At 64.5% G+C, this 14,253-nt stretch carries 20 protein-coding genes; 8 read left to right on the top strand and 12 right to left on the bottom strand.

From position 1 onward, the window contains the following. Window positions 1-100 precede the first annotated feature (100 nt). The 3 genes from ACFFP0_RS20550 (at window position 101) to ACFFP0_RS20540 (ending at window position 2,930) form a co-directional block, all read left to right on the top strand. Complete coding sequence (locus ACFFP0_RS20550) at window positions 101-1,144, top strand: ABC transporter substrate-binding protein (RefSeq protein ID WP_377264059.1); 1,044 nt, start codon at window positions 101-103, stop codon at window positions 1,142-1,144. A 185-nt stretch (window positions 1,145-1,329) separates the two neighbouring features. Further along, window positions 1,330-2,118, top strand: a complete 789-nt coding sequence (locus tag ACFFP0_RS20545) for an ABC transporter ATP-binding protein (RefSeq protein ID WP_377264058.1) — start codon at window positions 1,330-1,332, stop codon at window positions 2,116-2,118. Further along, a complete protein-coding gene (locus ACFFP0_RS20540; protein WP_377264057.1) occupies window positions 2,115-2,930 on the top strand; it encodes an ABC transporter permease in 816 nt (271 codons plus the stop codon). Before ACFFP0_RS20545 ends, ACFFP0_RS20540 begins: the two co-directional genes overlap by 4 nt. A 274-nt stretch (window positions 2,931-3,204) precedes the next feature. Here the strand turns inward: ACFFP0_RS20540 and ACFFP0_RS20535 are convergent, their stop codons facing one another. From ACFFP0_RS20535 to ACFFP0_RS20505, 7 genes are all read right to left on the bottom strand, one after another. Continuing rightward, window positions 3,205-3,729, bottom strand: a complete 525-nt coding sequence (locus tag ACFFP0_RS20535) for a tyrosine phosphatase family protein (protein WP_377264056.1) — start codon at window positions 3,727-3,729, stop codon at window positions 3,205-3,207. Beyond that, complete coding sequence (locus tag ACFFP0_RS20530; protein WP_377264346.1) at window positions 3,726-4,355, bottom strand: YfbR-like 5'-deoxynucleotidase; 630 nt, start codon at window positions 4,353-4,355, stop codon at window positions 3,726-3,728. The genes ACFFP0_RS20535 and ACFFP0_RS20530 overlap by 4 nt, the downstream gene beginning before the upstream one ends. Before the next feature lie 8 nt (window positions 4,356-4,363). Beyond that, window positions 4,364-5,206, bottom strand: a complete 843-nt coding sequence (gene ygfZ, locus ACFFP0_RS20525) for a CAF17-like 4Fe-4S cluster assembly/insertion protein YgfZ (protein ID WP_377264055.1) — start codon at window positions 5,204-5,206, stop codon at window positions 4,364-4,366. Between the two features lie 151 nt (window positions 5,207-5,357). Next, window positions 5,358-6,137, bottom strand: a complete 780-nt coding sequence (locus ACFFP0_RS20520) for a hypothetical protein (protein WP_446692715.1) — start codon at window positions 6,135-6,137, stop codon at window positions 5,358-5,360. 16 nt (window positions 6,138-6,153) lie between these two features. Beyond that, entirely contained in the window at window positions 6,154-6,411 is a 258-nt protein-coding gene (locus tag ACFFP0_RS20515; RefSeq protein WP_377264053.1) for a hypothetical protein, read from the bottom strand. A 101-nt stretch (window positions 6,412-6,512) separates the two neighbouring features. Beyond that, on the bottom strand, window positions 6,513-6,968 hold the full coding sequence (locus ACFFP0_RS20510) for a TIGR02301 family protein (RefSeq protein WP_377264052.1): 456 nt from the start codon (window positions 6,966-6,968) through the stop codon (window positions 6,513-6,515). A gap of 33 nt (window positions 6,969-7,001) precedes the next feature. Next, window positions 7,002-7,418, bottom strand: a complete 417-nt coding sequence (locus ACFFP0_RS20505) for an NUDIX hydrolase (RefSeq protein ID WP_377264051.1) — start codon at window positions 7,416-7,418, stop codon at window positions 7,002-7,004. Window positions 7,419-7,424: 6 nt separating this feature from the next. Between ACFFP0_RS20505 and ACFFP0_RS20500 the strand changes: the two genes are divergently transcribed. From ACFFP0_RS20500 to ACFFP0_RS20480, 5 genes are all read left to right on the top strand, one after another. After that, window positions 7,425-7,775: a type II toxin-antitoxin system ParD family antitoxin gene (locus ACFFP0_RS20500; RefSeq protein WP_377264050.1), complete on the top strand. Its 351-nt coding sequence runs from the start codon at window positions 7,425-7,427 to the stop codon at window positions 7,773-7,775. Next, complete coding sequence (locus ACFFP0_RS20495) at window positions 7,756-8,073, top strand: type II toxin-antitoxin system RelE/ParE family toxin (protein WP_377264049.1); 318 nt, start codon at window positions 7,756-7,758, stop codon at window positions 8,071-8,073. Before ACFFP0_RS20500 ends, ACFFP0_RS20495 begins: the two co-directional genes overlap by 20 nt. Before the next feature lie 7 nt (window positions 8,074-8,080). Then, window positions 8,081-8,407, top strand: a complete 327-nt coding sequence (locus tag ACFFP0_RS20490; protein ID WP_377264048.1) for a YnfA family protein — start codon at window positions 8,081-8,083, stop codon at window positions 8,405-8,407. A gap of 114 nt (window positions 8,408-8,521) precedes the next feature. Next, window positions 8,522-9,289: an SOS response-associated peptidase gene (locus tag ACFFP0_RS20485; RefSeq protein WP_377264345.1), complete on the top strand. Its 768-nt coding sequence runs from the start codon at window positions 8,522-8,524 to the stop codon at window positions 9,287-9,289. Between the two features lie 35 nt (window positions 9,290-9,324). After that, window positions 9,325-9,942: a LysE/ArgO family amino acid transporter gene (locus ACFFP0_RS20480; RefSeq protein WP_377264344.1), complete on the top strand. Its 618-nt coding sequence runs from the start codon at window positions 9,325-9,327 to the stop codon at window positions 9,940-9,942. On the opposite strand, the gene ACFFP0_RS20475 is transcribed toward ACFFP0_RS20480, so the two are convergent. From ACFFP0_RS20475 to ACFFP0_RS20455, 5 genes are all read right to left on the bottom strand, one after another. Next, on the bottom strand, window positions 9,943-10,080 hold the full coding sequence (locus ACFFP0_RS20475) for a hypothetical protein (protein WP_377264047.1): 138 nt from the start codon (window positions 10,078-10,080) through the stop codon (window positions 9,943-9,945). Between the two features lie 175 nt (window positions 10,081-10,255). Continuing rightward, on the bottom strand, window positions 10,256-11,074 hold the full coding sequence (gene pssA, locus ACFFP0_RS20470) for a CDP-diacylglycerol--serine O-phosphatidyltransferase (RefSeq protein WP_377264046.1): 819 nt from the start codon (window positions 11,072-11,074) through the stop codon (window positions 10,256-10,258). Between the two features lie 20 nt (window positions 11,075-11,094). Beyond that, a complete protein-coding gene (locus ACFFP0_RS20465; protein WP_377264045.1) occupies window positions 11,095-11,796 on the bottom strand; it encodes a phosphatidylserine decarboxylase in 702 nt (233 codons plus the stop codon). Between the two features lie 222 nt (window positions 11,797-12,018). Beyond that, complete coding sequence (locus ACFFP0_RS20460; RefSeq protein ID WP_377264044.1) at window positions 12,019-12,147, bottom strand: hypothetical protein; 129 nt, start codon at window positions 12,145-12,147, stop codon at window positions 12,019-12,021. A gap of 26 nt (window positions 12,148-12,173) precedes the next feature. Further along, complete coding sequence (locus ACFFP0_RS20455; RefSeq protein WP_377264043.1) at window positions 12,174-14,060, bottom strand: ABCB family ABC transporter ATP-binding protein/permease; 1,887 nt, start codon at window positions 14,058-14,060, stop codon at window positions 12,174-12,176. Window positions 14,061-14,253: the final 193 nt, after the last annotated feature.

The raw sequence follows: 14,253 nt of genomic DNA, 5'->3' as shown, positions 1-14,253 counted from the left end.
AATATGATGACTTTATGTGCAATTTTGGCTTGCGTGGGGGCTGAAGAAAGGTTTGGATGCAACTCATCCGAACAAGAAACCGTTGAGGGGACGACCTTTCATGATCTCGCGCAGACGATTGCTTTCGAAACTTTCGGCCGTGGCGGCGCTGGCGCTGGCCTCCGGCTTCTCGATGCCCGCCGGGCCGGCGCTGGCGGATACGGCGATCAAGTTCACGCTCGACTGGAAGTTCGAGGGCCCCGCCGCCGGCTTCCTGCTCGCCCAGGACAAGGGTTACTTCAAGGCCGAAGGCCTGGACGTGACGATCGACACCGGCAACGGCTCGGTCGAGGCGATCCCGCGCGTGGCGACGGGCGCCTACCAGATGGGCTTCGGCGATATCAATTCGCTGATCAAGTTCCTGGACGAGGACCCCTCGCAGAAGATCAAGGCGGCGATGATGATCTACGAGCGTCCGACCTTCGCTGTCGTCGGCCGCAAGTCGCTCGGCATCACCGCCGATCCGAAGTCGCTCGAGGGCAAGAAGCTCGGCGCTCCGCCGCCGGATGGCGCATTCGCCCAATGGAAGGCCTTCAAGCAGGTCGCCGGGATCGACGACAGCAAGATCACCATCGAATCGATCGGCTTTCCCGTCCGTGAGCCGATGCTGGCGCAGGGCAAGGTCGACGCGGTGTTCGGCTTCGCCTTCTCGGTCATCCTCAACCTGAAGGCGCAAGGCATCAAGGACGAGGATATCGCCACGATCCTGATGGCTGAGCATGGTCTCAACCTCTATGGCAACGCCGTCCTCGTGAACACCGATTTCGCCGCCAGGAACCCGGATGCGGTGAAGGGTTTCCTCAAGGCGCTCGCCAAGGGCTTCGCCGATGCCGTCGCCAAGCCGGAAGAGGGTGCCGCCGCCGTCCTGAAGCGCAACGAGACGCTCAACAAGGATATCGAGGTCGAGCGCCTCAAGATGGCGAATTCCATGAACATCAGGACGCCCTATGTCGTCGCCAACGGCTTCGGCGGCATCGATCCGGCGCGGCTTGCCGCCTCGATCGATACGCTGAAGGTCTCCATGGGCCTCAAGGGCAATGTAAAGGCCGATCAGGTGTTCGACGCCAGCTTCCTGCCGCCGAAGGCGGAGCGGATGTTGCCGTAACCGGAATTCTCTTCTCCCCGGCGGGGAGAAGGGACCCGACAGGGCAGATGAAGGGGGAGGAGCGAAGCGACGCCTTGAGCGGAAAGCGAAAGGCGGAACCTGCCACAAAAACCCTCATCCGGCTCTTCGAGCCACCTTCTTCCCGTCGGGGAGAAGAGGGAGCAAGCCGCCAGAACGGAGACCCCATGCCTCACCTCGTTTCCATTGACAGTGTCGACATGCGCTATGGCGGCGCGAACGGCACGCTCGCCGTCGCCGGCCTCAGCCTCAAGGTGGACAAGGGCGAGTTCGCGGCCGTCGTCGGTCCGTCCGGCTGCGGCAAGTCGACCTTGATGAAGCTCGTCACCGGCCTGCATATCCCGCAGAGCGGGGTGGTGATCGTCGCGGGCAGCCAGGTGACCGAGCCTGTCTCGATCGTCGGCATGGCCTTCCAGAACCCGACCATGCTGCCCTGGCGCACGACGCTCGACAACATCCTGCTGCCGCTGGAGATCGTCGAGAAGCACCGCCGCCGGCTGCGCGCCCACAGGCGGGAATATGTCGAGAAGGCCGAGCATCTGCTGGAGATCGTCGGCCTGAAGGGTTTCGGCTCGAAATTCCCCTGGCAGCTTTCCGGCGGCATGCAGCAGCGCGCCAATCTCTGCCGCGCGCTGATCCACGAGCCTGAACTGCTGATGCTCGACGAGCCCTTCGGCGCGCTCGACGCCTTCACCCGCGAGGAACTCTGGTGCGTGATCCGCGACCTGCATGCGGCGCAGGGGGTGACGATCATTCTCGTCACCCACGATCTTCGCGAGGCGACCTTCCTCGCAGACCGGATCTTCGTCATGAGCGCGCGGCCCGGCCGGGTGCTCAAGGAGCATGTCGTGCCCTTCGCCCGCCCGCGGGAGCTCGACGTGATGTACGAGAAGGATTTCAACGACATGGTGCATGAGCTGCATGGCGAGATCGCCAAGGCGAGGGTGGCCGCATGAGCGCCGTCGCCGAAAACACCGCCGCCGCCCCTTCGAGGCCGCCCGGCCGGCGCATCAACTGGGTCAGGTTCGCGCCCTGGCTTTATACGATCGGCCTCTTCGCCCTCTGGGAACTGCTGGTGATCGCGCTCGAAATGCCGCCGACCATCCTGCCCGCGCCCTCCCGCGTCTTCCAGGCGATCCTGCAATACTGGTCGCCGATCTGGAAGAATTCGCTCCAGACCCTTTACACGACCACGGTGGGGTTTGCGATCGCCGTGGCGGCGGGGCTGGCGCTCGGTCTCTTCATCGGCTGGTCGAAGACGATCTATGCCGGTCTCTATCCGCTGATGATCGGCTTCAACGCCATCCCCAAGGTGGCGCTGGTGCCGATCCTCGTCATCTGGTTCGGCATCGGCACGATCCCGGCGGTGCTGACCGCCTTCCTGATCTCCTTCTTCCCGATCGTCGTCAATGTCGCGACGGGGCTCGCCACCATCGAGCCGGAGACCGAGGACGTGCTGCGCGCGCTCGGGGCGAAGAAGATGGATATCATGCTGAAGGTCGGCATTCCGCGCTCCATGCCGTATTTCTTCGGCTCGCTGAAGGTGGCGATCACGCTCGCCTTCGTGGGCTCGGTCGTCTCGGAGACGGTCGCCTCGAACTACGGACTGGGCAACATGATGAGTTCGGCGCAGAGCCAGTTCAACGTGCCGCTCGTCTTCGCCGGCCTCCTGGCACTGGCCGTCGAGGGTATCGCCATGTACGCCCTGATGGCCTGGATCGAGATGCGTATGACCGGTTGGGCGCATCGCTCGTCCATGTCCCATTGAGGTGGGCCTGTCGAGGTGCGCATCGGGTCCGGCTTCCTCGTAAAGCCGGACCCGATGCATCCTTTCCTTCAGGTTCCGCCACATCGCCGGCTCGTCCGCACCATGAGGAGCCGGAGGTCCGCTCTTGCCGGGAATGCTGCGGGAAATGACCTGAGGGTCTGGAATCTCTTCCCGTTATTGGCAGCCGTAATTGGCGCAGCGGGCGAAGAGGTCAAGACAAAAATCGACCTTTTCGACGGAAACCTAAATAATGAGGAAAATTCAGCTTTCGGTTTCAGCAAGAGGTTTTTAGCGGAAGCACGAAGGATGCCCTGCCATCCGTCTCCGCCCCGCGCCCGATGCCCTTGATCGCCGCGATCAGGCGGCCGTCGCGGCCCAGCATGCGGTCGCCGATCTCGATCAGGCGGGGGTTCGGCGTCGCATGCGGCGCCGCTTCGCGCAGCCGCGCGGCGAGTGCGAAGTCGTCCTCCTCGGGATGCAGCGACAGGGCGGCGATCACGGCCGCTGCCGGGGAGCGGGAAACGCCCATCCAGCAATGGATGAGGATGGGGGCGGACCGGTCCCAGTCGCGCGCGAAGGCGATCAGGCTCTCCACATGGCTTTCGCTCGGCGCCACGAGGTCGCCGGTGCCGGCAAAACCGATGTCGTTCATGGCAAGCTTCAGGTGGCGGCTCGCGGAAATCACGCCCGGCCGGTGGAAATCCTGGCGTTCGGCGATCAGGCTCACCATCTCGCGGGCGCGATGCCTGACGGCCATTTCGGCGATGCTGGCGAGCGGGCAGACGACGATGGCTGTCATGATGCCTTGCTGGTCCCTTCGCCCGCTACGCGCTCGGCTTCTATTTCATGGAAACGAAGAAGGAAGCGCTCCTGCGCCTCCAGCGCCGGCATGGGCTCGATCGGCAGCATGTCGCGGGTGATGCCGCGCGGCTGGCCGAAGAACTTCCGCGCCTCGGCGACGGAGAAGCCGGCAAGCTCGGTCGCTTCGAAAAAGGCGGCGACCGTATCGGCCTTCTTGATCAGCACCTTCAGTTCGCGGGTGGCATGCGGCGGCAGGCCGAAACGCAGGTGGATCGCCGCTTCCAGCCGCTGTTCCACCGTCTTGTAGCCGCCGCCGACCACGGATTTGAACGGCGAGATCATGTCGCCGATGACATATTCCGGTGCGTCGTGCAGCAGCGTCATCTGCAGCGCCTGCGGCGTGCAGGCCGGATTGCAGCGGCGGAAGATCTCTTCGACGACGAGGCAGTGCTGGGCGACGGAAAAGGCATGGTCGCCGCGCGTCTGGCCGTTCCAGCGCGCGACGCGGGCAAGCCCGTGGGCGATGTCGGAAATCTCGACATCGAGCGGCGAGGGGTCCAGCAGGTCGAGCCGGCGTCCCGAGAGCATGCGTTGCCAGGCGCGGGCGCCGGGCGCAGGGGGCATGCCCGCGCTCACGGCTCGGCCTCTTCCGCCTCGACAGGGAACGAAAGCCCGGTCCATTCGGGCAACGTCAGCGTGACCGTCATCCCGCCGGCCACAAGCGGCAGGCCGCGGGCCAGAGCATCGCCGACGCGATCGGTGCGGACGATGGCAAGCCCCTTGTTGCCGGAAACCGAACCGAGCGCACCGACCGGCTTGCCGCCGGCGGTGATCTCGGTGCCGGAGGCGGGCAGGTGGGCTTCACCCGAGACGATCGCCACGCGCCGCCGCGCCGTGCCGCGGTGCTGCATGCGGGAGACGACTTCCTGGCCCACATAGCAGCCCTTGCGGAAGGAAAGCCCGCCGGCCTTGTCGAGCAGCACGTCGTGCGGGAAGGCATCCTGCAGCGCATAGTCATGGCCCGACATCGAGATGCCGGCCTGGACCCTGAGCGCGTGGTAGGCCTCTTCGGGGCCGTCGGCCTGCCGGCCCGGCACGCGGGCGAGCGGAATGCCTGCCTGCGCGAAGGCGGTATCCTTCACCGAGCCCCGGCCTGCCTCGTCGCCCCAGAAGACGGTGACGCCGTCCTCCGTCGTGGCGGCGATATCGACCGCGGCACGCAGCTTGTACATGGTGAGCCGCCGGATCAACGCATCGCGCTGCGACGAATCGGCCTCGATCAGGAAGCCTCCGTCGTCCCGCCAGATCAGGAAGTCGAAGAGGATCTTTCCCTGCGGGGTCAGCAGCGCGCCGGGACGCGCCTCGTTTTCCGGCAGCGAATCGATATCGGTGGTGATCAGCCCCTGCAGGAAATCCTGGGCATCCTTTCCGGAAATACGGATCAGGCTTCGCGTTGGAAGATGGGTGGCGGGCATGGCGCGGGAATCCGGTTGTTCTGAGACTGAGAGTTAAGTCTTCCGAGGAGCGGGGACAAGTCTCGTTTGAGGAGAGCCTTGCGATGCGGCAGGCTCTTTGCTCCCCCCGCGAGCGGAAGGAGACGCCATCATTGCCCGCCGTGCTTCCTTCTCAATCTCCGCCGGCGAAGAACTTCCACTTTCCGTCCGGGCCGATGCCGATGCGGAAGAAATTGTAGTTGCCGTTCTCTTCCATGCCGGCCAGATCGCCGGCGGTGACGATGCGGAGCAGGTCCACCCGTTCCGGCGGGGTGAGGGATGTGAGCGACTTGCCGGTGAAATAGGGCCAGACATAGGCTTCGTCCGGCGTGCCGGCATCGAAATGCGCGGCCCCGGTCGACAGGATGTCGAGCAGGATCGCGAGGATTTCCTGGCCGTCCGCATCTCCGGAAAAGCTCTTCAGCGTCTCGATCGGATCGTCGCTCTCGCCGTTCATGACCTGCGCCTGGTTGTCGCCGGTCCCGATCAGCGGGCGCAGCCGCTCGATATCGCCGGAGGCGGCAGCCTCGACGAGCTGCTCGCGCATGCGTTTGACCGGCGCCGGCAGCTTCGACATGTCGCGGATGATCTCCAGCGGGCTGGCGTCATCCCCGCCTGCCGCCTTGCCGGCGTCGGGATCGGGCGACGGGGCGGGCTTCTCGTTGGCCTGCGCGGCCGGACGGTCGATGGCCGGACCCGGCTGGGGCAGCGTCGTGCCCTCGAAGGCTTCGAGGGTCTCCACCCTTGGGGGTCGCGGCGTCCCGCGGGGTGATTCGATGGCGGGAGAGAGTTCGGAGAGGGCGAAGGCTCGGCTGCCCGCGCCGGCGGTCAGGACGCCGACGGCAGCGAACACCGTCGCCATTGAGAGGCGGGTGAGGATCTGGGACATGGTTGTTTCCGCCGCGTCGCGCATGGGAAACCTCGGCTGGTTACTGGATGGTCCGCTCGGGGGAAAATTCACCGGCGAGCATGCGGCTTCTGAGCGACTCGAGCATGGCTTCGGCACCGTTCTCGCCGTGAATACGGATGGTTTCCCGCATCGCAAGCACCAGGGCCGCGTCGGCGATGATTTCCGGTTCGATACCGTCCGCCCGGCCATCGGCCCAGGCTTCGCTCTGATATTCCAAGGCAGCCTGCATCTTCTCATGCACAATCATGTCGTCGATGTCGTTGCGGCCTGTCTGCATTCTCTCGTCCTCGGTGCCCGTTTGATTACTAGCCCGTTAAAAACTTTATCAGCCTTTTATCAAAACGACACGGGCTCCCGTGAAAAGAGGTAAATAATCCGCTAATTTCCGAAGCGCGTGGCAATTTCTGTGGCAAGTGTTGCGCCTTCGTTACGGTATCGCTCCTCCGCCGTCCTCGCGGCATCCGTGCAGGATGTGTGGACGGCGGCGAACGACCTGTATCCGCGGTTGAACGCAGCCGTCAGCTTCTCGCGGCGCTTGGGTTCGTTCGCCGTATCGGCGTCCAGCAATTGCCGCATGGACGCTCGCCAGTCCGAGCCGGGCACGCCGCAGAGCGCCCTAAGATATTGGATCGAGCCGAGCACTTCCGCAAGACGGGTGAGCTGCGTTTCGTAGGGGGCCGGTTTCTCCTCGGCGGGCGGCGGCGGGGCCGGCTGCTGTTTCGGCGCCGTTGGCTTGCTCGTCTGCGCGGCAAGCGGCGTCGCGGCCAGCAGCGAGGCGAGGGCCAGTATGGAAATCGGCGTTGAAAGAAGGCGAAGTCGCGAAATGAAGCTCATGAACGGGTTCCGGCGCGGCGCATCGGCAATGTCTTACCGGGCGTTCGGCTTCGCCGCCAGCCTTTCGGCGCATTCCAGCACGCTCGGCGGAACGGGCAGGGTGCGAATCTCCTCGACCGTGTACCAGCCGGGATCGGCGGCATCGTCGGCGGCGACCGCCTCCATATCGGCATCGGCTTCGATCCGGAAGACCGACAGGAGGAAATGCATGCCGTCCTCCTTCTCGCTCACGAGATCGTAGGTGGCGAAAAGGACCGGGTTGCGGGCCGGAATACCGGTCTCCTCGAAAAATTCCCTGAGCGCCGTCTCGTCCGGCGTTTCACCCGGCTCGGCCCGCCCGCCCGGAAAGGCGAAGAGATCGGCCGACGGCGGGTTCATGCGGCGAATCAGCAGGAACCGGCCTTCCCGTTCGAGGATGGCGGATGACGCGGCTTGATGGGAGGAGGGCATGGTCATATGTCCAAACTCGTCTGCGAATGCCGTTCTGAATTCCGATATTGTAAAAGTATTGTAATTTACCGTACGGTGCAAGCGAAGGAGCAGGTGATGGCACGCGCGAAAACATTCTCTCTTGGTGATACATACGACGGGATTTTATCCGATCTGGTCAAGAGCGGCCGTTTCGGTACGGAAACGGAAGTCGTTCGTGCCGGCATTCGCATGCTTGCCGATTACGAGATGCGGATGCAATCGCTGCGGCAGGCGATCCATTCGGCGGATGCCGAGATCGAAGCGGGGCTCGGCAAGGAATATGCTTCAGGCGCCGATCTGCTCCACGATGTCATGAATGAAGACGCCGACAATTAGCAGTCCGAAGCGCCTCATTGTCGCACCGCTGGCACGCGCGGATCTGCGCGATATCCATCGCTATATCGCGGAAGGCAGTATCTTCTACGCCCGGGAATTCATGGCGGATATCACGGCCAAGATCGCCTGGATCGCCGAAGTGGATTTCACGGGCTCACCCCGTGACCATATTTCTCCGGGGTTGCGCGGTTTCCCGTACCGGCAGCGATGCATCTATTATCGCTCCTATCCTGACCGTATCGTGATCCTCCGCGTCATGCACATGGCGCAGGATGTCAAACCGCGGGACTTCGAATAGGCACGTCATGAAAACCTACGCCCTTTACGCCTTTGCCGCCCTTGCCGAGATTTCCGGCTGTTTTGCCTTCTGGGCCTGGCTCCGGCTTGGAAAACCGGTCTGGTGGCTTGCACCGGGCATGGTCTCACTCGTCCTCTTCGCCTGGGCGCTGGCGCTGGTGCCGAGCGAGGCTGCGGGGCGCACCTATGCCGCCTATGGCGGTATCTATATCCTCGCCTCGATCGTCTGGCTCTGGGCCGTGGAGGCGCGCGTGCCGGACCGCTGGGATGTCCTGGGCGTTGCCGTCTGCCTTGCCGGCGGGGCGATCATCCTGTTCGGTCCCCGGGGCGCCTGAGCATTCCTGACGAAGCGCGGCGAAGCCGCCGGTGCGAATGGACGGGAGGGCGGTGTCGAGCCCGTAAAAAGGCAGCGCTTGACCGCTTCCGAACCCGATGCCATGAAGATCCGCATGTGCGGACGTTACGCCCTGACGGCGACCCCCAAAGAGATTTCGGAATTCTTCGACCACCTGGATATCGACGATTTCCCGGCCCGCTACAATATCGCCCCGACGCAGCCGATCCTTGTCGTCGCCGCTTCGGAAAAGACCCGGCCGGGCAGCAATCTGCCGGAGCGCCGTGCCTTCCTGGCCCGCTGGGGTTTCATTCCCGGCTGGGTGAAGGACCCGAAGGATTTCCCGCTGCTCATCAACGCCCGGTCCGAGACCGCAATCGGCAAGGCTTCCTTCCGGGCCGCCATGCGTCATCGCCGCATCCTGATTCCGGCCACCGGCTTTTACGAATGGCGCAGGCCGCCCAAGGAAACCGGCGTCAGGCCGCAGGCCTACTGGGTGCGGCCGAAAAAGGGCGGCGTCATCGCCTTCGCCGGGCTGATGGAGACCTGGTCTTCCGCCGACGGTTCCGAAGTCGATACCGCGGCGATCATGACGACGGCGGCCAACGCCACCATCCGCCATATCCACGACCGCATGCCGGTCGTGATCCAGCCGGAGGATTTCGAACGCTGGCTTGACTGCAAGACGCAGGAACCGCGCCATGTGGAAGGCCTCATGCGGCCGGCGCAGGAGGATTTCTTCGAGGCGCTGCCCGTGTCCGACCTCGTCAACAAGGTTTCCAACATGGGGCCGGAGCTGCAGAAACCGGTTGCCGTGGCCGTGCCGGAAGAAAAGCCGCCGAAAGACAGGAAGCCCGACTCCTCCCAGATGTCGCTTTTCTGATCCCTCGTTTCCCTTCAGTCGGATATTCCATGAACCTGCTTTCCGCCGGCCTTTCCGGCCTCGCGCTCGGCGCTTCCCTGATTGTCGCCATCGGGGCGCAGAACGCCTTCATCCTGCGCCAGGGATTGATCCGCAGCCATGTCTTCCTGCTTTGCCTGATCTGCGCGCTGTCGGACGCGTTGCTGATCGCCGCCGGCGTCGGCGGTCTCGGCACGGTGGTCGCGCAATCGCCGATGCTGATCCGGGCGGTGACGGTCGGCGGTGCGATATTCCTCGGCACCTATTCGGTCATGGCCTTCCGCCGCGCGGTCAAGCCCGGCGCCATGGTGGCCGGGGCTCCGGAGCCGATGGGGCTGAAGGCGGCGGTGCTGAGCTGCCTCGCCTTCACCTTCCTCAATCCGCATGTCTATCTGGATACGGTCGTGCTGCTCGGCAGCCTGTCTGCGGCGTTCGAAGGGGTGGAGCGGGTCGCCTACGGTCTCGGCGCCGCGCTTTCCTCGTTTCTCTGGTTCTTCGGGCTCGGCTACGGCGCCCGTTTCCTGGCGCCGCTCTTTGCCAGACCCGCCGCCTGGCGGGTGCTGGATGTCGTCATCGGCGTGGTGATGGGCCTGCTGGCGCTGGGGCTGCTCCTGAGCTTCCCCGGCGGGGAATGATCAGCCGGCGGGGGTGAGCTTCGGCTTGCGCCTCACCATCAGGGCCGCGGCGACCACGGCCTTGAGCGCCAGCGGGCGGTGGGGCGGGGCGATGTCCTGCTTGGCATCGGTCTTCTTGGCTGGCTTTTCGGTGCTCATGGTGTCTCCTCACACACGCGAATCTTTTGTTTGCCTGTTCGCGATCGCGGCTCTTCCCATAAAAGCAGGCGGAATCGTGGCCGACGGTTCGACGCTATCGCCACCCTTTCATAGAACTGTCATCTTGCGGGAAACTGTTGCGCGGAAGTTGCGATTCGGGTGGAGCGCGAGGCCTTCAGACGTTCGCGCTCTCATCCTCGATTGTAATCGTGCCATAGCGCCGGTGCCAGGCGCGCGCGCTGAACGGCAGCACGCAGAGATAGGCGATGACCGTGATCGACAGAACCTGCCAAGTGTAGCTCATCAGAAGGGTCACGTAGAGCACGACGCCGAGCAGGATGGGCAGCATGAGATCGCGGCGGATGCGGCTCGATTTGCCGGACCAGACGGGCAGGCGCGAGACCAGCAGGTAGCCGATCAGCACCGTATAGACGACGCTCGCATAGACGAAGACGGGCGTAGGCTCGACGCCCAGGAAACCGAGATAGACCGGCAGCAGCACCAGCATGGCCCCCATCGGGGCCGGCACGCCGACGAAGAACTCCGACTGCCAGGGGGCCTTCACCTCGCGTTCCGCCATGACATTGAAGCGGGCAAGCCGCAAGCCCGCGGCGATGGCATAGAGAAGGGCGGCGATCCAGCCCGGCGAACGGGCGTTGTCGAGCAGGAAGGCGTAGGAGACGAGCGCCGGGGCCACGCCGAAATTGATGATGTCGGCGAGCGAATCCATCTGCACGCCGAATTTCGAGGTCGCCTTGAGAAGCCGCGCGATCCGCCCGTCGATGCCGTCCAGGAAGGCGGCGAGCAGCACCATGGCGACGGCAAGCTCGTAACGCCCCTCGAAGGCGAGCCGGATGCCGGTCAGCCCCGCGCAGATGGCCAGCGCGGTGATGAGGTTCGGCACCATCAGCCGGAGCGGGATTTCACGAAGCCTCGGGCCTCGGGCCTCGTCGTTCGGGCGGTTCGGTTCGGCGGGGGAAGCGGGCGTCTCCATGCTGCTCTCTCGTCCTTCGCTCAGGTGCGGCGGCTGATGGTCGGGCCCTTGGACGAGCCGAATTCCGCAAGCACCGTTTCGCCGCCGATCGCGAGCTGGCCGATGGAAACCCGCGGCTGCGCGCCGGCCGGCACGAAGACGTCGAGCCTGGAGCCGAAACGGATGAGGCCGAAGCGTTCCCCCGCGTTGACCGGCTCGCCGGGCTTCACCCAGCAGACGATGCGCCGCGCCACGAGGCCGGCGATCTGCACCACGCCGATCTTCCCGTTTCGGCTTTCGATGACGAGCCCGTTGCGCTCGTTGTCCTCGCTTGCCTTGTCGAGCTCGGCGTTCACGAACTGGCCGGGCCGGTATTCGATGCGGGAGACCTGGCCGCGCACCGGCGCGCGGTTGATGTGGCAGTCGAAGACGTTCATGAACACGGAGATGCGCAGCATCGGTTCGGAACCGAGTTCGAGCTCGGCCGGCGGCACGACCATGGCGACATGCGAAATCTTCCCGTCGGCGGGGCTGAGCACCAGGTCGTCGTCCTGCGGCACGGCGCGTTCGGGATCGCGGAAGAAATAGGCGCACCAGAGCGTGAGGACGAGCCCGATCCAGAACAGCGGCTCGGCGATGTATCCGAGAACCAGCGAGGCGACGAAGAAGGCCGCCACGAAGACATAACCCTCCTTGTGGATCGGCACGAGCGTGTTGCGGATGGTGTCGAAAAGATTGTTCAACCCTGTTCTCCTCAGGCATGTCGCGCAAAAGCGCCGGGCGGTCTTGCGACAACGACATGCGAAACACAAAGACTTGAAGCGCGCCGCCCAAAGATCGGGGTGCGCCTCAGGCGGTCAGTGGGGAACTGACTACAGAAAAACCGTTTTAGCGGCAATGCGGTTCCGACGATGGGGCCTGTGGGGCTGGGGATAGCCGGATCATTTTGCGGGGCGTCCGGCCTCCTATCCTTCCACCAGCCCCAGCCACCGTGTCAGCGCCAGCAGGGGCGAGCCGAAGAAGATGAGCACGAGCATGTAGGCGAGCGCCAGCCCCCCGAGCACAAGCATTCGTCTGTTGAGATATCGTTTCATGTCAGCGCCCGTTGTCCTGAAGTTCATTACGCCGCCGGCTGGCCGCGCCGCACGATGCCGAGTTCGTCGCTTTCCCGCACCTTCCGAAGCTGCTCCTCGGCCTGCACCGCCTCGCGCTGGCGGTTCCACATGGAGGCGTAGAGACCGTCTGCCGCGAGCAGCGAGGCATGGGTGCCCCGCTCGGCGATCAGGCCGTCCCGCAGCACGATGATCTCGTCCGCGTTGATGACGGTCGAAAGCCGGTGGGCGATGACCAGCGTCGTGCGGTTCTTCGAAACCGTGTCGAGTGCGGCCTGGATCTCGTGCTCGGTCGTGGTGTCGAGAGCCGAGGTCGCCTCGTCGAGGATGAGGATCGGCGGGGCCTTCAGGACCGTGCGGGCGATCGCTACGCGCTGTTTTTCTCCGCCCGAAAGTTTCAGGCCGCGCTCGCCCACCCTGGTGTCGAACCCTTCCGGCAGCGCGCGGATGAAATGGCCGATCTGAGCGATCTCGGCGGCCGCGAACACCTCCTCTTCCGTGGCCGAAGGCCGGCCGTAGCGGATGTTGTAGGCGACCGTGTCGTTGAAGAGGACTGTATCCTGCGGCACCATGCCGATCGCGTCGCGCAGCGATTTCTGCGTGACCGCCCGCACGTCCTGCCCGTCGATGGTGATCGCCCCTTCCTGCACGTCATAGAAGCGGTAGAGCAGGCGGGAGATGGTGGACTTGCCGGCGCCCGAGGGACCGACGATCGCCACAGTCCTGCCGGCCGGCACGTCGAAGGAAATCCCCTTGAGGATCGGCCTTGCGGGATCGTAGGAAAAATGCACGTCCCTGAACGCGATCGCGCCCCGGCCGACCGCGAGTTCCCCGGCATCCGGCCTGTCGACCACTTCCGGCTCGACTTCCAGGAGATCGAACATCTGCTCGATATCGGTGAGGCCCTGTCGGATTTCGCGGTAGACGAAGCCGATGAAGTTGAGCGGCACGGAAAGCTGCATGAGCAGCGCGTTGACGAAGACGAAGTCGCCGATCGTCTGCTCGCCACGCTGCACGGCGAGGGCGGACATCACCATCATCACGGTCGTGCCGAGGCCGAAGATGACGCCCTGGCCGAAGTTCAGCCAGCCGAGCGAGGTCCAGACGTCGGTCGCGGCCTTTTCGTAACGCGCCATGGACGCGTCGAAGCGGCGGGCCTCCATCTCCTCGTTGCCGAAATACTTGACCGTCTCGAAATTGAGGAGCGAGTCGATCGCCTTGGTATTGGCGTCGGTGTCGCTGTCGTTCATCGAGCGCCGGATGGAGATGCGCCAGTCGCTCGCCTTGACGGTGAACCAGATATAGAGCCAGACCGTGACGGCGGTGACGGCGACGTACCAGAAGCCGTAGGCCGCCCAGAAGATGATGGCGGTGAGCAGGAATTCGATGAGCGTCGGCACGGAGTTCAGGATCGTGAAGCGGACGATCGTCTCGATTCCCTTGGTGCCGCGCTCGATGATGCGGGAAAGTCCGCCGGTCTTGCGCTCCAGATGGAACCGCAGCGAGAGCCGGTGCATGTGCACGAAAGTCCTGTAGGCGAGCTGGCGCACCGCATGCTGGCCGACCGACGCGAAGAGCGCGTCGCGGAGCTGGTTCAGCCCCACCTGCAGAATGCGGGTGAAGTTGTAGGCGACGACGAGGACGACGGCGCCGAGCAGGAAGGCGGGCAGCAGCCCCTGCATGTCCAGCCTGCCGTTCAGCGCATCCGTCGCCCATTTGAAGAAATAGGGCACGGCGAGCAGCACGAATTTGGCAAGGACGAGATAGAAGGTCGCCCACAGAACGCGGGCCTTGAGGTCCGTACGCCCCTGCGGCCACATATAGGGCCACAGGTTGACGAGGGTGCCGAGCGGATTGCTGGCATCCGCCGATACGGTCTTTTTGGGTCCTGCCATGAATGTCTCCGCGGGGCGCGTCAAAACGCCACCCGGCACATAAGGGGCCGCGGAGCATGTTGCAATGACGGTTTGGTGAAAGTTGGAGCCCGCCGGCGAATACGGTGATGGGAGCGGGCCGTCCTTGCCGGTGAAACGGAGGCGTTGTCTGGGGCGCGGCCTGACGCTACAGGAGGCGTGACGTCGCAGGATA

Source organism: Neorhizobium puerariae (genome assembly GCF_042429745.1).
Classification (GTDB): Bacteria; Pseudomonadota; Alphaproteobacteria; order Rhizobiales; family Rhizobiaceae; genus Neorhizobium; species Neorhizobium puerariae.
This window is presented reverse-complemented; position numbering and strand designations above follow the sequence as displayed.